Source organism: Variovorax sp. V15, from assembly GCF_041154425.1.
GTDB lineage: Bacteria > Pseudomonadota > Gammaproteobacteria > Burkholderiales > Burkholderiaceae_C > Variovorax > Variovorax guangxiensis.
In genome coordinates this window covers 2,699,033-2,716,471 of the sequence record NZ_AP028659.1, presented here as the reverse complement: position 1 = coordinate 2,716,471, position 17,439 = coordinate 2,699,033, and the positions used below count along the sequence as shown (strand labels likewise).

The following is a 17,439-nucleotide window of genomic DNA, read 5'->3' as shown; positions in this document are numbered from 1 at the left end:
GTGTGCCTCCGTGGGGCGAGGTGAAATGAAGAATCAGGCTGCTGCTGCAGCGGCGGCCATGGCCGGGGTCGCGAGCGGCGCGGCCCAGGCGTCGTAGCCGTAGACCCAGTCGGCGTTGCCGCCTTCGCGCAGCCAGTTGTTGCCGCGCGAGCCGAGCTGCACCTGGCTGGCGCGCTCGATGCGGGCGGTCTCGAAGCCCTTGAGCGCGGCAGGCACATCGGCCATCGCCACGCCGTCGAGGTGGCGCGACAGCACCACGGCGTCCTCGATGGCCATGCCCGCGCCCTGCGCCATGAAGGGCAGCATCGGATGCGCGGCATCGCCCAGCAGCGCCATGCGGCCCTGCGTCCAGGCGGGCATCGGGTCGCGCTCGTACAGCGCGGTCTTCAGCACCGTGTCGCAGGCGTCGAGCAGCGCGCGCGCCTCGGGGTGGTAGGCCACGTACTGCTCGCGCAACTCGTCGACGCTGCCCGGCGCGGTCCACGACTCCAGGTGCCAGCTGTCCTGCGGCGTGGTGGCGAAGATGAAGATGTCCCTGCCCCGGTTCAGCGGGAAAGTGACGATCTGGCTCTGCGGATTCGGCCCCCACCACTTGGTGAAGGCGCCGAGGTTGGGCACGCCGGCCACGCGCTCGGCGGGCACCACTGCGCGGTAGGCCACGATGCCGGTGAAGCGCGGGCTCTCGGCGCCGAACATCGCGGTACGCACGCAGGAATGGATGCCGTCCGCGCCGATCAGCGCACCGACGCGGGCCTCGGTGCCGTCCGCGAACGAGAGGCTGATGCCCTTTTCATCGGCAGCGATCTTCCCGGCGCGCTTGCCGAGCGCTACCTGCTCCGCCGGGAACATGTCGGCCAGCGCAGCCAGCAGGTCGGCGCGGTGGATGGTGAGCTGCGGCGCACCGTAGCGCTGCTCGGCGGTCTCGGCCATCTCCAGGCGCGAAGTTTCCTCGCCGGTGTCGTAGGTGCGGCTGATGCGGTGCGACGGGCGCGCCGCCGTCACGCGGGCGGCCTCGCCCACGCCGAGGCCGTCGAGCGCGCGCACCGCATTGGGCGTGAGATTGATGTCCGCGCCGACGCGGGCGAACTGCTTCGCCTGCTCGAACACGACCACGTCGTGGCCCGCGCGCCGCAGCGCGATGGCCGCCACGAGGCCGCCGATGCCCGCGCCGACGATGCCGATGGTGGATTCGCTTGTGGTGATGGTCTTCATGGGTGTCTCTCCGGGTCCTTCTTCCGCTTACTCGGCGACGATGTTGCGGGCCTTGATGATCCTGGCCCACACGGCCGTCTCGTCGCGGATGTAGGAGGCGAACTCGGCGGGCTTCATGGCCGTGTCGGTCATGCCCTGCAGCTTCAGGCGCTCGCGCACGTCGGGCTTCGAGAGCATCTCGGCCGCGTCCTTGGCGAGCTGCTCGACCACGGCCGGCGGCGTGCCCTTGGGCGCCATCAGGCCGTACCAAGAGGTCACGGTCACGCCCTGGATGCCCTGCTCCGCCAGCGTCGGAATCTCCGGCGCCGCCGCGCTGCGCTTGGCCTCGGTCACGCCGATGGCGACAAGCTTGCCGTTCTTCAGGAAGGGCAGCGTCGCCGGCAGGTTGCTGAACATCAGCGGCACGGTGCCGCCGAGCACGTCGTTGAGCGCGGGCGCCGTGCCCTTGTAGGGCACGTGCAGCATGTCGATGCCGGCCTGCTGCTTGAAGAGCTCGCCCGCCAGGTGCAGGCCGCTGCCCACGCCGGGCGAGGCATACGACAGCGTGCCGGGCTTGGCCTTGGCCTGCGCCACGAGGTCCTTCGCGTCCTTGATGCCCGATGCCGGCGAAGCCACCAGCACGTTGGGCGCCTTCGCGAGCATGGTGACCGGCACGAAGTCCTTCGCCATGTCGAAGGGAAAGTTCGGCATCAGCGTCGGGTTGATGGTGACGTTGCCCGCCGGGATCACCAGCAGCGTGTGGCCGTCGCCCTTGGCGCGCTTGACCTTCTCCATGCCGATGTTGCCGGCCGCGCCCACCTGGTTGTCGACCACCGCAGCCTGGCCGTAGCGCTTGGCGAGACCGTCGGAGAGCACGCGGGCCAGCGTGTCGACCGGGCCGCCCGGCGGGAACGGCGAGATGATGGTGAAGCGCTCGCTGGAGAGCTGCTTCTGCGCCTCGCTCTGCTGCGCGTGCACGGGCGCGGCGAGCGTGAAGGCCGCGAGCGCGGCGACCAGGACGGAGAAGGAGAAACGTCGTTGCATGAGAGTCGGGGAGTTCATTTCTTTTCGGTCAGGAAGGCGCCCTTGGGGCCTTCCGCGTTCTTCTGGCGGCGGGTGTTGCCGTCGAGGCCGCCGTCCACCGCCCATTCGGCGAAGACCGTCGGGCCCGGCTCGAACTCGCGCGGCTGCCAGTCGGCGGTGAGCTGGTCTTCGTCGGCGTAGTACTCGATGAGGCCACCCGCCGGGTTCTTGAAGTACCAGAAGTACGCGGACGACACCGGGTGGCGGCCCGGGCCGAGTTGCGTTTCCCAGCCGCAACGCGAGAAGTGCAGGCCGCCGCCGAACACTTCGTGGATGTCGCGCACGGTGAAGGCCACGTGGTTCAGCCCGCGCTTGCCCGAGGGAATCTGCAGAAGGAACAGGTCGTGGTGGCCGCCCTCGGCCGCGCAGCGCATGAAGGCGCCGCGGTTGGGGTAGCTGTCGGAGCCCACGAAGCCGAAGCGCTGCGCGTAAAAGGCGCTGGTGGCCTTCACGTCGCTCACGAAGAACACGACGTGGCCCACCTCGATGGGCACCGCGCGCTCGTAGATGGGCGCCGGCTGGTTGACGCGCAGCTTCGCGTTCCAGGTGTTCATGGCGCCGCAGTCGACCTGCACCGCATGCTTGCGGCTGACCTGCAGGCGCACCGCAAGGCCGTTGGGGTCGATGCAGCCGATGCGGCGCGCGCCGTCCACCGTGGCGTCGAAGAAGCCCGGGGCCTGCGCGATGGCGTCGGCGTAGCGGGCGAGGTCCGCGTCGCTTTCCACGCCCCACACCACTTCGCGCAGCGTCGGGCCATCTTCCATCGCGGGCGGCAGGCCCGGCTTGTCCAGCGCGGCGACCACCACCTTGCAACCGTTGAGGCATTCGAAGACGAGTTCGTCGGCGGCCTCCGACTTCAGCGAAAGGCCCCAGTCCTGGAAGAACTGGCGGCACGCGGGCAGGTCGTCCGCGCCGTAGGTGATCTGGTCGATGCCAAGTACGCTCATGGTGCGGTCCTCTTCAGTTCGCCCACGGGAGCGGTTGTTCGTTCGTGCCCCAGTACATGCTCTTCTGCTCCATGTACTGGAAGATGCCTTCGCGGCCCTTCTCGCGGCCCAGGCCGCTGTCGCGCCAGCCGCCGAAGGGCGTGGACACGGAGAACTGCTTGTAGGTGTTGACCCAGACCGTGCCGGCCTGCACCGCGCGGCCCAGCTTCCAGGCGCGCTTGAAGTCGCGGCTCCACACGCCGGCCGCCAGCGCGTAGACGCTGTCGTTGGCCTGCGCGATCAGCTCTTCCTCGCTGTCGAAGGGCATGGCGACCAGCACCGGGCCGAAGATTTCCTCCTGGCTGATGCGAGCGCTGTTCGTCAGGCCTTCGAGGATGGTCGGCTGGTAGAAGTAGCCCCGGTCATAGCCGTCGCCGTGCGGGCGTACTCCGCCCGTGCGAATCCTGCCGCCTTCGGAAACGCCCAGCTCCACGTAGCGCTCGATGCCCTCGCGATGCTTCGCGGTGATGAGCGGCCCCATCTGCGTGCGCTCCGAAGCCGGATCGCCCACGCGCAGCGCGTTGGCGCCTTCGGCCAGCCGCGTGAGGAACTCGTCGTAGATGCCGCGCGCCACGAAAAGGCGCGAGCCCGCGATGCACGACTCGCCCGACGAGCTGAAGATGCCGTAGAGCACGCCGTTCACCGCGTGGTCGAGGTCCGCGTCATCCAGCACCATGGTCGGCGACTTGCCGCCGAGCTCCAGCGACACCGGCATCATCTTGTCGGCAGCGATGTGGGCGATGTGCTTGCCGGTGGTGGTGCCGCCCGTGAACGACACGCGCTTGACCAGCGGATGCTTGGTGATCGCGTCCCCGATCACCGAGCCCCTGCCCGGCAGCACGCTGACGATGCCCTTGGGCACGCCGGCCTTCTCGCAGATGCGCGCCAGCTCCAGCGCCATCAGCGGCGTGACCTCGGCGGGCTTCACGACCACCGCGTTGCCGGCGGCCAGCGCGGGCGCCAGCTTCTGCGCCTCGCTGGCAATGGGCGAGTTCCACGGCGTGATGGCCGCGACCACGCCCATGGGCTCGTGCACGCTCATGGTCACGAAGGCGCCGCGCGAGGGCGTGATGGTTTCTTCGAGCGTTTCCAGCGCGGCTGCGAAGAACTGGAAGGTGCCGGCGGCGCTGGCCACGAGGTTGCGGGTCTCGTTGATGGGCTTGCCGTTGTCCAGGCGCTGCTTCTGCGCGAGCGATTCGGCCTCTTCGCGGATCAGCTGCGCCACGCGGTGCAGCACGGCCGCGCGCTCGTGCGGCAGGCGCTGCGCCCAGCCGCTGGTGCGGAAGGCGCTGTCTGCGCCGGCAATGGCTTCCTCGACGTCGGCCAGGCTTGCGGCCCGCAGGCGCGCGATGGGCTCGCCGGTGGCCGGGTAGAGGCTTTCGTAGATGTCGCCGCCGCCCAGGCGCCATTCGCCGGCGATGCAGATCGGAAGGAGTTCGGAAGAGATCATGGAATGTCGGGCTCAGATGGCCAGCGCGGCCACGCGATTGCGCAGCGCGCGCACGGCGCTGTAGACGGTGAGCGCGGAGGTCTTGGGGTTGGCCGCGAGCGGCTTGTTGCGCATGGTCAGCTCGAAGCTGCCGAAGGCGCCCTCGGCTTCGACGGTGTGCACGTTCTCGGCGGTGGCGGGGTCGGCAATGAGCCGCACCATCGTGCGGTCGAGCCCCAGCCCCGCGAGCGATACCGTGGCGGCCACGTTGGCATTCTTCGGATAGAGCAAGGCCGCTTCGCGCGCGCTGCCCTCGAAGATCACGGTTTCTCGTGCCAGCGCGCCGAGGTCGCGGCCCTGCTCTGCGGGCGTGCCCTTCCACGCCTGCGGCGGCTTGCGGCCGGTGTAGCGCACGCTGTCGAGGCCGCCGATGCGGGCGGCAGCCAGCGCGTCGATGGCGCCGATGGCGCCGGCAATCAGCTGCACCTGCGTCTTGCCTGCAGCGGCCGCGGCTTCGAGCTTCTCGGCGAAGCCCGTGGCCGACAGCGCGCCGACCGAGGCGACCACGCAGGGCGTACCGCGTGCGAGCGCGGGCAGCACGTGCTGCTCGATGGCGGCATGGCCCGCGGTCTCGACCACGAGGTCGATGCCGGCGGCAGGCAAGGCGCTGCCCACCTGCGCGTCGGGCGCCGCCTTCCGCGCGGAGGCAATCGCGTCGGCGGGCACGACGACGGCCACCACCTTCAGGGCCGGATCGCCGTGGAGCAGTTCGAGCACCGAGGTGCCGATGGCTCCGCAGCCGACGAGTGCGATACGCGTGGGAGTGGTCATGGAACGGGCTTCGCTCACTTGCCGGCCGTGCCGAGCGCCGGGATCTGCGTGACCGTGTTGGTCGGCGGGCCTGCGAACGTTGTCTTGAAGCTGCCGATCGAGAGCATGTCGATCTCCAGCAGGAACGGACCTTCGGCCGCCAGCGCCTCGCCGAGGCGGGCGGGCAGCTCGGCCAGGTCCCGCACGCGGGCATGCGGCAGCGCGATCGACTTGCACAGCAGGTCGTAGTCGGGCGTGTGCAGCTCGGCATAGCACTGGCGGCCGCCGTACTGCGCGTCCTGGATGTTCTTGATGACGCCGTAGCTCTTGTCGTTCATGAGCACGATCACCATGGGCGCCTTCTCCTGCACCATGCAGGCCAGCTCGCCCAGGTTCAGGATGAAGCCGCCGTCGCCGGCCAGGCAGAAGGTCTTGCGGCCCGAGCCCGTCACCGCCGCGCCGATGGCCGCGCCGATGGCCATCGGCATGCCCTGGCCGATGCCGCCGCCCGTGGCGTGCACGCCGGCGCTCGGTTCGAAGACGCGCAGTTCGCGGTTGCCCCAGGTGCTGTTGGAGACGGTCACGTCGCGCACCCAGTTGAAGTTGCGGCCGGCCGCCGACTGGAGCTGGCGCACGAGCTCGGCGTACGGGCCGAGGCCGTCGCGCAGCGCCGCAACCGCCTGGTCGTGCGCGGCGCGCAGGTCGACCAGCAGTTGCGGGTCGGCCTTGTACCTGGCGGCTTCGAGGCGGTCGGCCAGGCCTTCGAGGGCAAGCGCGGAATCGCCGCAGACGAAGGCTTCGGACGCGTAGCAGCGGCCTTCGGCGGCGGCGTCGGCGTCGATGCGGTACAGCGGGCGCGGCAGCTTCAGTTCGTACTTGAGCGTCTCGTTGCCGCGCAGGCGCGAGCCGACCACGAGCATCGCGTCGCAGGTCTGGTACAGGGCCTCGACCGGCTTCTGGATGTTGTAGGCGCCGAGCGAACCGGCATCGTCCTCGGGCACAGTGCCGCGGCCCTGCGTCGTGGTGACGACACCGAAGCCGAGTTTCTGCAGGCGCTGGATGGCGGCGCGGGCATGGCGGGCACCGCCGCCGACCCACAGCATCGGGCGCCTGGCGGCGGCGAGGCGCGCGGCCAGCGCGTCGAGCGCGGCGGCGGATGGCACGGGGCGCTCGATGGGCAGCGGCGACAGGTCGGCCGGCATCGTGGTCAGCGCCGACTGGATGTCGATCGGGATCTCGACGCTGACAGGGCCCGTCGGTGCCGTCAGCGCAAGCTGCACGGCGCGCTTGAGCGTGCCGAGCACCGTTTCGACGCTGCGCACGCGCAGCGCAGCCTTCGACACGGCCTTGAGCATGGTGAGCTGGTCGGGTGCCTCGTGGATGTACGACATGCCCTTGTCGAGGTACGGCGTCTCGATCTGCCCGGTGATGTGCAGCACGGGCGCGCCGGCCGTCAGGGCCTCGACCATGCTGCCCGCGATGTTGCCCGCGGCGGGCCCGGTGCTGGTGATGCACACGCCCAGGCTGGCGGTGGAGCGCGCGTAGGCGTCGGCCATGTTGCCCGCGCCGGCCTCGCCCCGCGCCGAGATGAAACGCACCGTGCCGCGCTGCGCGAAGGCATCGAGGATCGGCATGTTGTGGATCGAGATCACGCCGAAGGCCGCCTTGACGCCGCACTGTTCGAGAAAGGCGGCGACGACGGCGCCGACGGTGACGGTGTTGCTGGGGTTATGCATGGCGTGACAGGCCTCCGGAGATGTCGATGTGGCTGCCCGTCGTGTACGACGCGAGGGGCGAAGCGAGGAAAAGGATCGCGCGGGCGGCTTCTGTCGGAAGCCCCAGGCGACCCAGCGGAATGTGTTTGTTCTTCGCGAGCTGGCCGCTCCATGCGGCCCAGCCGAGCGACTTGTCTTCGCGCGCCTCGAAGCGGCGGCGCCACTGGCCCGATTCGACGAGGCCGATCAGGATGCCGTTGACGCGCACGCCCTGCGGCGCGAACTCGGTGGCCATGGAACGCACCAGGTTCAAGAGGCCGGCGCGCGCGGCCGAGGTGGCGACCATGTGCGGCTCGGGCTGGCGCGCCAGCAGCGAGTTGGCGCAGACGATGGAGGCATCGCCCAGCACTGCACGCTGCGCCGCGAGCTGCGGCAGGAAGGCGCGCGTCGGGTTGATGACGGAGAAGAATTTCAGGTTCAGCTCTTCGGTCCAGGCCTTGTCGTCGGTGTCCGCGAAGGTCGAGACCCGGCCCTGCCCCGCGTTGTTGACGAGCATCGAGGCCGGGCCGAGCGCGGCTTCGCTGGCGGCAGCGAAGGAGCGCACCGAGGCGGCGTCGAGCACGTCGCAGGTCTGCGCGAAGAGCTTCGCGCCGGGGTACTGCCCGCGCAGGCCGGCCACGGCGCCATCGAGCCGCTCGGCATTGCGGCCGCACAGGGCCACCGAGGCGCCGCAGCCCAGCAGCAGTTCGACAGTGGCCAGGCCGATGCCCGACGAGCCGCCCGTGACCACGGCCACGCGGCCGGCCAGCGCATCGGCGGCGAAGAAAGAGGAAGGAAGAGCTTGGGCGGTCATGGTCCCGGAATCAGGCTGAGCGAAGCGGCACCACGTTGGCGGTACGCGCGGGCGAGTAATTGAGCAGGCCGGAGATCTCGTCGGCGGTGCCGCGCACGCGCTGCACCATCTCGTCGATGCGGCTCTCCTCGATGTGGCTGGCGGTAACGGTGGCGCCCAGCGCCGCCACGATATGGCCGCTGTGGTCGCGCACCGGCGCGGCGATGCTGGAGATGTTCGATTCGAAGAAGCCCTCGCCCAGCACGTAGCCGCGCTGGCGGTCGGCCTGCACCATGTCGAAGAGCTCGGTCACGGTCTTCGGGGTGCTCGGCGAGAAGGTCTCGAGCTTGTCTTCGGGGTAGAGGGCGCGCAGCTGCGGCAGCGTGAGGTCTTCGAGCAGGATGCGGCCCAGCACCGTGGCATGGGCCGGCAGCCGCGTGCCCACGGTGACCGAGCTGGCGAAGGGCGTGGGCGGCGCCACCTTGGCCACGTAGACGATGGAGCGGCCGTCGCGCACCACCAGGTTGCAGGGCGTGCGCAGTTCGTCGCACAGGCGGTTCAGCAGCGGCGTGCCCAGCTGGGTGAGTTCCAGCGAGGCCAGGTATTCGAAGCCCAGGCGCAGCACGGCCAGGCCCAGGCGGTAGTCGCGCCCACCCTCGGTGCGCTCGAGGAAGCCCATGTTCTCCAGCGTGGTGAGCAGGCGGAAGACGGTGGAGCGCGGCAGGTCGAAGCGGCGCGCCAGTTCGGGTGCCGAGAGCGTGCGGCTTTCGCGGCTGAACTCGCACAGCACGCGCAGTCCGCGCTCCAGCGCGGGCACGTTGTAGCGGTCGGCGCCCTCTTCCATCGCCTCGTTGCCGTCGTTGTTGTTGCTGGCCATGCCTGTGGTTCCTTCCTCGGATGTCTCTGGTGGTTGCTTGCGGTCAGCCGGCGAGGGATTCGCTCAGCAGCTTCGCGACGGCCTGCGGTTGCTCCACATAGCCGGCGTGGCCCGCATCGTCCACCAATTCGAGCCGCACTCCGCACTTGCGCGCGACTTCTTCGCAGGCCGCCGGGGGCGTGACCACGTCGAGCGCGCCGCAGGCCACGCGCACCGGCATGGGCGGCGGCAGGTCGGCCAGCAGGTCGGCGTTGCACAGCAGCTCGACGGCCTGGCGGTAGCCGTGGTCGTTCAGGCGGGCCATGTTCCAGCGCACCCACTGGCGGGCGTGCTCGGAGGCCTTGTCGGAAACCAGCCGGCCGGAGCGCTTCGCGGCCATGCCGGCGATGCCGAGTTCGTCGAGCGTGGCGAGGCGCTCGGTGCGGACCTTGGCCCGCGCCTCCGAGCGCGAGGCAGCGCCGTAGCCGATGGCGGGGCTCACCAGCACCAACCGACGGATGCGCGCATCGGTGCACGCGGCCGAGGCGGCGGTGATGGCGCCCAGCGAATGGCCGACCAGCACGCAAGATTCGATGCCGAGCGCGTCGAGCAGCTGGCCCAGCCGAGCCGCGTAGTCGGCGGCGGACGGCGCGGCGGCTTTGAGCGGCGTCGAGCCGCCATAGCCTGGTGCATCCCACGCGATCACGCGGGCCTGTGGAGTGAGCAGCGCGGCAGTGTCGATCCACGATGCGGCGCCCGAACCGATACCGTGCAGGCACACGATGGCCGGCCCCTGGCCACATTCGCGCACCGACACCACGGCGCCGCCGCCGACCGCGACATCGCGGGCCGGGAAGCTGGCGTCGAGCCGTGCGAGCTCGGAGGCCGGCAGCGTCGTCAGTGCGTCGGTGGAGACGTTCATGGCCGTGCGTCCGCTCAGCGCTTGATCTTGGCCAGGGGGTGGTCGGCGGGATAGGTCGGCGTGACGGGCTTCTTCGCACCCAGCATCACGCACATCAGCGCGTCCTCGTCGCCGATGTTGATCTCCTCGCGGTACACACCGGGCGGCACCGAGATCAGGTCGCGGTCGGTCATGATGGTCTCGAAGCGCTCGCCGTCCTTCTCGATCACCACCTTGAGCTTGCCGCGGATCAGGAAGAACACTTCCTCCACGTCGGTATGCAGGTGCGGCGGGCCTTCGTGGCCGGCGGGGATCACCATGGTCGAGAAGGTGAAATGCTCGGCGGGGACGGTGTTGACGTCCTTCGCGACGCCGGTGCCGCCGGTGCCCACGTAGCGCATCTGGGCGCGGCGGAACTTGGGATCGAAGTCGGCCTGGAACTTCAGCGCGTCCCAGTCGTACTTGCGGGTTTCGTAGCGCGCGATGCGGGTGTTCATCCACTCCGCGAGGCTGCTGCCCTCGGGCTGCGCCAGGCTGCTGGCGGCGGTTTCGTTGATCTTCTGCTGTTCGGACAGGTCGCTCATCGGGTGTACTCCTTGGTCGGAAAAATTCAGTGCATCGCGAAGCCGCCATTGACGGCCAGCAGCTGGCCCGTCACGAAGCGCGCGAGCCCGGAAAGAAGAAAGACGGTGGCGCCGCACACGTCGGCGGCCTGCTGCTCGCGCGGGATGGCGCGGCCTTCGAGGTACTTCTGGTGGCGCGCCATCGGCACGTATTCGGTGGCTTCCACCAGCGTGAGGCCCGGCGCCACGGCGTTGACGGTGATGTTGTCGCCGCCCCATTCGCGCGCCAGCGAGCGCGTCATGGAAATGACGGCGCCCTTGCTCGACGCGTAGGCCAGCAGGTTGGGCGCGCCCCACAGCGCGGTGTCGGAGGCGAGGTTGACGATGGCGCCGCGTCCGCTCCCGGCCAGCGCCTGCCGGCAGGCGCGGCCCATGAGCCAGCTGCCGCGCACGTTGACGTTCATCACGCGGTCCCACACGTCGATCTCGAGCTGGTGCGCGTCGCGGCCGCCCGAGTTGGTGATGGCGGCGTTGTTGACCAGGCCGTCGAGGCCGCCGAGCAGGCGGATGGCTTCGTCGGCGCAGGCCACGATGGAGCCGGGGTTGGCCAGGTCGACGGGCAGCGCATGCGCGTTGCGGCCGGCTTCGCGCAACGCCTTCGCCTCGGTCTCGGCCAGCTCGCCGAGGATGTCGGCCAGCACCACGCTGGCGCCCGCGGCGGCGACGCACTGCGCGAAAGCGAGCCCCAGGCCGCGCGCGCCGCCGGTCACGAGCACGCGGCGGCCGGCCAGCAGGTTGGCGGGCAGCTCGGCGAGCAGTGCCTGCAGGCTCGATGGATCGGCGATGGCTTTGAGTTCGGTCATGGAAATGAGGTCCGTGGATCGGTCGCGGGGGTCAGTCGGCCTGGATGCCGAGTTCCTTGATCACCTTGCCGAAGCGCGCGTAGTCGGCGGCGTTGGTCTTGCCGAGCACCTCGGCGTCGCCGCCCACGGGCGTGGTGCCGAGCACGGCCATGCGAGAGACGATCTCGGGCATCTTCAGGATCTCGTTGAAGTGGCCGTTGAGCGTCTTCACGATCTCGGGCGGCAGGTTGCGCGGGCCCCAGAGGCCGTTCCAGGCCGTCACCTCGACGTCCTTGTAGCCCTGCTCGGCCAGCGTGGGCACGTTGGGCGCGAGCGGCGAGCGCTGGGCCGAGGCCACAGCCAGCGGGCGCAGCTTGCCGTTGGCGATGTACGGCGCCACCGGCCCCAGCGTGATGAAGGTGACGGGCACGTGGCCGCCCAGCACGTCGTTGATGGCGGGCGCCACGCCCTTGTAGGGCACGTGCGCGAGCGTGGTGCCGGATGCGCGGGCGAACATCTCGCCCAGGATGTGCATCGGCGAGCCGCTGCCCGGGCTCGCGTAGCTCAGCGTCTTGCCGCCCTTGGCCGCGGCCACGGCGTCCTTCACCGTGGAGAGGCCGCTGGTGCCGCCGGCCACGAGGAACAGCGGCTGGCTGCCCGTCTGCACGATGGGCGTGAAGCCGTTGAGCACGTCGTAGCCCGAGCCGTTGGTCTTGAGCACCAGCTGCGCGATCGAGAAGGTGCTGGGTGCGAGCAGCAGCGTGTAGCCGTCGGGCGTGGCCTTCGACACATAGGCGCTGCCGATGATGCCGCTGGCGCCGGGGCGGTTGTCGACCACCACGGGCTGGCCGACGCGCGTCGACAGCTTCTCGGCGAACAGCCGCGCCAGCGCGTCGGTGTCGCCACCGGCCGGATAGGCGACGACCAGCGTGATCGGCTTGACGGGGTAGCTGTCGGCTGCCCAGGCGAGTCCGGAGGCGCAAGCGGCGGCCATGGAAATGGCGGCGGCGACGGCAAGGCGGCGTGTCTGTTTCATCGTGTCCGTTCGGCTCGGTTTTGTTTCACTAAAGAAACAACGATTTATTAATGGAACGCCACGAAGAATATCGAAGAAGACAACTTCATGACTAAGGGAAAACCCCAATCCTTGTTTCACAACGAAAACAGGGCGGCCTTTCGGGCCGCCCTGTCCTGGTGTCGAGGAGAAGGAGCGAAGCGTCAGCCGCCGTAGCGCGCCACGGTGAGGCCTTCCATGTCGATGCCGGGCGCCCTGCCCCCAATCAGGTCGGCCATCACGCGGCCTGTGCCCGCGGCCATGGTCCAGCCGAGGGTGCCGTGGCCGGTGCTCAGCATCAGGTTGGGAATGCGGGTGGAGCCGATCACGGGCGTGCCGTCGGGCGTCATGGGGCGCAGGCCGGTCCAGAAGGAAGCGTCGCGCACGTTGCCGCCTTTGGGAAACAGGTCTGTCACCACGTGCTCGAGCGTGTCGCGCCGGCGCTCGTTGAGCCGCAGGTCGAAGCCCGAGAGCTGCGCGGTGCCGCCCACGCGGATGCGATCGCCCAGGCGCGTGACCGCCACCTTGAAGGTCTCGTCCATCACCGTCGATTCGGGCGCGCCGCTGGCGTCGGTGATCGGCACCGTGATCGAGAAACCCTTGACCGGATACACCGGCAGCCGGATGCCCAGCGGCCTGACCAGCGCGGGCGAATAGCTGCCGAGCGCGACCACGTAGCGATCGGCCGTGAAGCTGCCGGCATCGGTGCGCACCGCAGTGATGCCCTTGACCGCGTCGTACTCGAGAGCCTGGATGTTGACGCCGAACCTGAACTTCACGCCCTCGGCCTCGGCCAGCTTCGCCAGCGCCTGCGTGAACTTGAAGCAGTCGCCGGTCTCGTCGCCCGGCAGCCGCAAACCGCCGATGAACTTGCCCTTCACCGCCGCGAGCGCGGGCTCGTACTGCACGCAGCCTTCACGGTCGAGCAACTGGTAGGGCACGCCCGAGGCCTGGAGCACTTCGACGTCCTTCGAGGTGCCGTCGAGCTGCTGCTGCGTGCGAAAGAGCTGCAGCGTGCCCTGCATGCGCTCGTCGTAGGCGATGCCGGTGTCGGCGCGCAGCTCCTTGAGGCAATCGCGGCTGTATTCGGCGAGCCGCACCATGCGGCTCTTGTTGATCTCGTAGCGCGCCTGCGTGCAGTTGCGCAGCATCGCAAGGCCCCAGCGCCACATCGCCGGATCGAGCATCGGCTTGATGACCAGCGGGCTGTGCTGCATCAGCATCCACTTGACGGCCTTGACCGGCACCCCGGGCCCGGCCCATGGCGCCGAGTAGCCGGGCGACACCTCGCCGGCATTGGCGAAGCTGGTTTCGAGCGCGGGCGCCGGCTGACGCTCCAGCACCGTCACCTCGTGACCGGCACGCGCCAGGTAATACGCGATCGAGGTGCCGATGACACCGCTGCCGAGAATCAGGACCCGCATGAGAACAACCCTTTTGAAGCTGCCGTGACGCAGCCGAGGGTACAGGGCCGGACGTTACAAGCCCAGCGCGTCCTGCAATTGCCGTGCCGTCCAGCGCTTCGGCTGTTGCGGCCAGGCCTCGAGCAGCGAAACCATGCGCGAATTGCGCGGCGCGCTCAGGCCATGCTCCTGCGCGAGGCGCACCACCTCGCCGCTGAGCGCGTCGATCTCGGTGCGGCGGCCTAGCGCAAGGTCGTCGGCCATGCTCGAGCGCGCCTTGGCATCGATGCGCAGCATGCGCGCCGCCACGATGCGGAAGATCCAGTCGGGCAGCCGCAGCAGGCTCGCCAGCCGGTGCGCCGGCACCGCCGCGACCTGCGCCGGCGCGATCCCCGCGACGTTGAGGATGCCCAGCGCCTCCTCGATCAGCGAAGCGAAGCAGCGGCGGTAGCCGCGCTGCATGAGCTCCTCGCGCAGCGGCAGGCCCGAAAGCGCGTTGACGGGGTTGTTGAGATTGAGCATGAGCTTGCCCCACTGCACGGGCAAAAGGTCGGCATGCAGGTCGAGCGGCACGCCGGCGCGCTCGAATACGGGAAGCCATGGGCGAAGCACCGCGTCGTCTTCCGCGGCCAGGCGGCCGCCGGTGCCGCGGTGGAAGGCGCCGGGGCCGATCTCGGCCACGTTGTAGGGAACCATGCCGGCGCGCACGTTGAGCGAAGGGCCGGTCTGCGCGGCGGCCGCGCAGTTGGAGATGCCGTTCTGCAGCGAGATCACCGCAGTGCCTGCCGGCAGCGAGAAGGCCAGTTCGCCCGCGGCCTCGGCCGTGGCGCCGCTCTTCACGCACAGCAGCACCAGCGCGGGCCGTGCGCCGGCGGGCACCTGCCCGCTCAGGCGCAGCCTGTCGGCAGGCAGCCTGTGCGTCGCGCCGTCGATATCGGTAAGCGTCAGGCCATGCCTGGCGAGCTTCTCGAGCACGCGCGGACGGCCGACGAAGGTGACGGGCACGCCCGCCGCCGCCAGGCTTCCGCCGATGAAGCACCCGATGGTGCCCGCCCCCATCACAAGCACTTCACCGGGGATCGCTTCTGGCATGGGTGGCGTGCTCGTTCCGGTGATGGCGCCAGCCGTCAGGCGCGTTCGGAGACCCAGGCCTGCACCGACTGCAGCGCGGCCGGAAGGCCTGCCGCGTTGGTGCCGCCGGCCATGGCCATGTCGGCCTTGCCGCCGCCCTTGCCGCCGACCTGCTGGGCCACGAAGTTGACCAGCTCGCCGGCCTTGACCTTGGCCGTGCTGTCGGCCGTGACGCCGGCCGCGATCTGCACCTTCTCGCCGTCGACGGCGGCAAGCACGATGGCTGCCGTCTTGAGCTTGTCCTTGAGCTTGTCCATGGTCTCGCGCAGCGTCTTGGCGTCGGCGCCTTCGAGCTTGGCGGCCAGCACCTTGATGCCCTTGACGTCCACGGCCTGCGACACGAGTTCATCGCCCTGCGACGAAGCCAGCTTGCCCTTGAGCGCGCCCACTTCGCGCTCGAGCGCCCTCACCTGCTCCAGCACCTGCGAGAGCCGGCCCTGCAGCTCGGCGGCCGGCGACTTGAGCGTGGCGGCCACGCTCTGCACGGTCGATTCCAGGTCCTGCAGGTAGGAGAGCGCATTCGCGCCGGTGACGGCCTCGATGCGGCGCACGCCGGCGGCCACGCCGCCTTCGCTGACGATCTTGAACAGGCCGATGTCGCCCGTGCGGCCCACGTGGGTGCCGCCGCACAGCTCGCGGCTGGTGCCGATGTCGAGCACGCGCACGGTCTCACCGTATTTCTCGCCGAACAGCATCATCGCGCCGGTCTTCTGGGCCGACTCCATGTCCATCACGCGGGCATGCGTCTCGGTGTTGGCGAGGATCTCGGCGTTCACGCGCTTCTCGATCTCCAGGATCTGCTCGTGCGTGACGGGCGCGTTGTGCGCGAAGTCGAAGCGCGTCTTGTCGGCATCGACCAGCGAGCCCTTCTGCTGCACGTGGCCGCCCAGCACTTCGCGCAGTGCCTTGTGCATCAGGTGGGTGACTGAATGGTTGCGCATGGTGGCGGCGCGGCGTGCGGTGTCGACTGCGGCCTTGACCGTGTCGCCGACCTTCAGCGTGCCCTGGGTCTGGGTGCCGTGGTGGCCGAACACGTCGGCCTTGATCTTCTGCGTGTCTTCCACGCCGAACTGCACGCCTTCGGCCACGAGCACGCCCTGGTCGCCGACCTGGCCGCCGCTTTCCGAATAGAACGGGGTTGTGTCGAGCACGACGATGCCCGGCTGGCCTTCCTTGAGCTCAGCGACGGCGGAGCCCTCGAAGTACAGAGCGACGACCTTGGCGCTTTCTTCCAGCTTCTCGTAGCCGGTGAAGACGTTGCCCGCGCCGGCGTAATCGACGTTGCGGTCCATCTTGAACTTGCCGGCAGCACGGCCCGCGGCCTTCTGCTTTTCCATGGCGGCGTTGAAGCCGGCCTCGTCGACGCTCACGCCGCGTTCGCGGCACACGTCGGCCGAGAGGTCGAGCGGGAAGCCGTAGGTGTCGTGCAGCTTGAAGGCCACGTCGCCCGGCAGCACCTTGGCGTCGCCAGCCAGCGCTGCGTCGAGGATTTCCATGCCGTTGGCCAGCGTCTCGAAAAAGCGCTCTTCCTCGGCCTTCAGCGTGTCGGTGATGCGCTTCTCGTCGGCGACCAGCTTGGGGTAGGCCTCGCCCATGAGCCGCACCAGTTCGGGCACCAGCTTGTGGAAGAAGGGCTTCTTCTGGCCGAGCTTGTAGCCGTGGCGGATGGCGCGGCGGATGATGCGGCGCTGCACGTAGCCGCGGCCTTCGTTCGACGGGATCACGCCGTCGGCCACCAGGAACGAGGTGGCGCGGATGTGGTCGGCGATCACCTTGAGCGAGTTGTTCGACAGGTCCTGCGTGCCGGTGGCCTGCGCGGCGGCCTTGATGAGCGCGTCGAAGATGTCGATTTCGTAGTTGCTGTGCACGTGCTGCAGGATCGCGGCCAGGCGCTCCAGGCCCATGCCGGTGTCGACGCAGGGAGCGGGCAGCTTGACCACGCTGCCGTCGGGCTGCATGTCGAACTGCATGAACACGTGGTTCCAGATCTCGATGAAGCGGTCGCCGTCTTCCTCGGGGCTGCCCGGGGGCCCGCCGGGGATGTGCGGGCCGTGGTCGTAGAAGATCTCGGAGCACGGGCCGCAGGGGCCGGTGTCGGCCATCATCCAGAAGTTGTCGGACTTGTACTTGCCGCCCTTGTTGTCGCCGATGCGGATCACGCGCTCGGGCGGCAGGCCGATTTCCTTGGTCCAGATGTCGTAGGCCTCGTCGTCCTCGTGGTAGACGGTGGCCAGCAGCTTGTCGGCCGGCAGCTTGTAGACCTGCGTGAGCAGCTCCCAGCCCCAGGTGAGCGACTCGCGCTTGAAGTAGTCGCCGAAGCTCCAGTTGCCCAGCATCTCGAAGAAGGTGTGGTGGCGGGCGGTGTAGCCCACGTTCTCGAGGTCGTTGTGCTTGCCGCCGGCACGCAGGCAGGCCTGGACGGAGGCCGCGCGGTTGTAGGGGCGCTTGTCGGTGCCGAGGAACACGTCCTTGAACTGCACCATGCCCGAATTGGTGAACATCAGCGTCGGGTCGTTGCCCGGCACCAGCGGGCTCGACGGGACCGCCGTGTGGCCCTTGGAAGCGAAGAAATCGATAAAGGTCTTGCGGATGTCCGCGACCGTGAATGTGGGCTGGCTCATCTTTGGATTCGTCTTCTGCCGT

At 69.4% G+C, this 17,439-nt stretch carries 15 protein-coding genes; all 15 read right to left on the bottom strand.

What is annotated here, in order from left to right; translation table 11 throughout:
- Positions 1–33: 33 nt before the first annotated feature.
- Positions 34–1,212, bottom strand: a complete 1,179-nt coding sequence (locus ACAM57_RS12740) for an FAD-dependent monooxygenase (protein WP_369661898.1) — start codon at positions 1,210–1,212, stop codon at positions 34–36.
- A 27-nt stretch (positions 1,213–1,239) separates the two neighbouring features.
- Complete coding sequence (locus ACAM57_RS12735) at positions 1,240–2,235, bottom strand: Bug family tripartite tricarboxylate transporter substrate binding protein (protein ID WP_369661897.1); 996 nt, start codon at positions 2,233–2,235, stop codon at positions 1,240–1,242.
- A 14-nt stretch (positions 2,236–2,249) separates the two neighbouring features.
- Complete coding sequence (locus tag ACAM57_RS12730; protein ID WP_369661896.1) at positions 2,250–3,221, bottom strand: VOC family protein; 972 nt, start codon at positions 3,219–3,221, stop codon at positions 2,250–2,252.
- A gap of 13 nt (positions 3,222–3,234) precedes the next feature.
- The gene (locus ACAM57_RS12725; protein WP_369661895.1) at positions 3,235–4,710 is read right to left on the bottom strand and encodes an aldehyde dehydrogenase; all 1,476 of its coding nucleotides are present in this window, start codon (positions 4,708–4,710) and stop codon (positions 3,235–3,237) included.
- 12 nt (positions 4,711–4,722) lie between these two features.
- Entirely contained in the window at positions 4,723–5,520 is a 798-nt protein-coding gene (locus tag ACAM57_RS12720) for an aspartate dehydrogenase (RefSeq protein ID WP_184637186.1), read from the bottom strand.
- 14 nt (positions 5,521–5,534) lie between these two features.
- Positions 5,535–7,235, bottom strand: a complete 1,701-nt coding sequence (locus ACAM57_RS12715; RefSeq protein WP_184637184.1) for a thiamine pyrophosphate-binding protein — start codon at positions 7,233–7,235, stop codon at positions 5,535–5,537.
- Positions 7,228–8,067, bottom strand: coding sequence for an SDR family oxidoreductase (locus ACAM57_RS12710; protein ID WP_126022079.1), 840 nt, complete (start codon positions 8,065–8,067; stop codon positions 7,228–7,230). The genes ACAM57_RS12715 and ACAM57_RS12710 overlap by 8 nt, the downstream gene beginning before the upstream one ends.
- Before the next feature lie 10 nt (positions 8,068–8,077).
- Positions 8,078–8,923: an IclR family transcriptional regulator gene (locus ACAM57_RS12705; protein WP_126022078.1), complete on the bottom strand. Its 846-nt coding sequence runs from the start codon at positions 8,921–8,923 to the stop codon at positions 8,078–8,080.
- A gap of 43 nt (positions 8,924–8,966) precedes the next feature.
- Positions 8,967–9,824, bottom strand: coding sequence for an alpha/beta fold hydrolase (locus tag ACAM57_RS12700; RefSeq protein WP_369661894.1), 858 nt, complete (start codon positions 9,822–9,824; stop codon positions 8,967–8,969).
- A gap of 14 nt (positions 9,825–9,838) precedes the next feature.
- Entirely contained in the window at positions 9,839–10,387 is a 549-nt protein-coding gene (locus ACAM57_RS12695) for a cupin domain-containing protein (protein WP_093200616.1), read from the bottom strand.
- 26 nt (positions 10,388–10,413) lie between these two features.
- Complete coding sequence (locus ACAM57_RS12690) at positions 10,414–11,229, bottom strand: SDR family oxidoreductase (protein ID WP_369661893.1); 816 nt, start codon at positions 11,227–11,229, stop codon at positions 10,414–10,416.
- 31 nt (positions 11,230–11,260) lie between these two features.
- On the bottom strand, positions 11,261–12,244 hold the full coding sequence (locus tag ACAM57_RS12685) for a Bug family tripartite tricarboxylate transporter substrate binding protein (RefSeq protein ID WP_369661892.1): 984 nt from the start codon (positions 12,242–12,244) through the stop codon (positions 11,261–11,263).
- A gap of 182 nt (positions 12,245–12,426) precedes the next feature.
- Positions 12,427–13,686 (bottom strand): D-amino acid dehydrogenase, encoded by a 1,260-nt coding sequence (locus ACAM57_RS12680; protein WP_369661891.1) that lies wholly within the window; start codon positions 13,684–13,686, stop codon positions 12,427–12,429.
- Between the two features lie 54 nt (positions 13,687–13,740).
- Positions 13,741–14,757, bottom strand: a complete 1,017-nt coding sequence (locus tag ACAM57_RS12675; RefSeq protein WP_369661890.1) for a 2-dehydropantoate 2-reductase — start codon at positions 14,755–14,757, stop codon at positions 13,741–13,743.
- 35 nt (positions 14,758–14,792) lie between these two features.
- Complete coding sequence (gene alaS / locus ACAM57_RS12670; RefSeq protein ID WP_126022072.1) at positions 14,793–17,417, bottom strand: alanine--tRNA ligase; 2,625 nt, start codon at positions 17,415–17,417, stop codon at positions 14,793–14,795.
- Positions 17,418–17,439: the final 22 nt, after the last annotated feature.

What these genes read in the sequence shown, in the direction of transcription:
- ACAM57_RS12715 (WP_184637184.1), bottom strand. Translation starts at nt 7,235, where the DNA reads ATGCATAACCCCAGCAACACCGTCACCGTCGGCGCCGTCGTCGCCGCC.
- ACAM57_RS12720 (WP_184637186.1), bottom strand. Translation starts at nt 5,520, where the DNA reads ATGACCACTCCCACGCGTATCGCACTCGTCGGCTGCGGAGCCATCGGC.
- ACAM57_RS12700 (WP_369661894.1), bottom strand. Translation starts at nt 9,824, where the DNA reads ATGAACGTCTCCACCGACGCACTGACGACGCTGCCGGCCTCCGAGCTC.
- ACAM57_RS12675 (WP_369661890.1), bottom strand. Translation starts at nt 14,757, where the DNA reads ATGCCAGAAGCGATCCCCGGTGAAGTGCTTGTGATGGGGGCGGGCACC.
- ACAM57_RS12735 (WP_369661897.1), bottom strand. Translation starts at nt 2,235, where the DNA reads ATGCAACGACGTTTCTCCTTCTCCGTCCTGGTCGCCGCGCTCGCGGCC.
- ACAM57_RS12725 (WP_369661895.1), bottom strand. Translation starts at nt 4,710, where the DNA reads ATGATCTCTTCCGAACTCCTTCCGATCTGCATCGCCGGCGAATGGCGC.
- ACAM57_RS12680 (WP_369661891.1), bottom strand. Translation starts at nt 13,686, where the DNA reads ATGCGGGTCCTGATTCTCGGCAGCGGTGTCATCGGCACCTCGATCGCG.
- alaS (WP_126022072.1), bottom strand. Translation starts at nt 17,417, where the DNA reads ATGAGCCAGCCCACATTCACGGTCGCGGACATCCGCAAGACCTTTATC.
- ACAM57_RS12710 (WP_126022079.1), bottom strand. Translation starts at nt 8,067, where the DNA reads ATGACCGCCCAAGCTCTTCCTTCCTCTTTCTTCGCCGCCGATGCGCTG.
- ACAM57_RS12690 (WP_369661893.1), bottom strand. Translation starts at nt 11,229, where the DNA reads ATGACCGAACTCAAAGCCATCGCCGATCCATCGAGCCTGCAGGCACTG.
- ACAM57_RS12705 (WP_126022078.1), bottom strand. Translation starts at nt 8,923, where the DNA reads ATGGCCAGCAACAACAACGACGGCAACGAGGCGATGGAAGAGGGCGCC.
- ACAM57_RS12740 (WP_369661898.1), bottom strand. Translation starts at nt 1,212, where the DNA reads ATGAAGACCATCACCACAAGCGAATCCACCATCGGCATCGTCGGCGCG.
- ACAM57_RS12695 (WP_093200616.1), bottom strand. Translation starts at nt 10,387, where the DNA reads ATGAGCGACCTGTCCGAACAGCAGAAGATCAACGAAACCGCCGCCAGC.
- ACAM57_RS12730 (WP_369661896.1), bottom strand. Translation starts at nt 3,221, where the DNA reads ATGAGCGTACTTGGCATCGACCAGATCACCTACGGCGCGGACGACCTG.
- ACAM57_RS12685 (WP_369661892.1), bottom strand. Translation starts at nt 12,244, where the DNA reads ATGAAACAGACACGCCGCCTTGCCGTCGCCGCCGCCATTTCCATGGCC.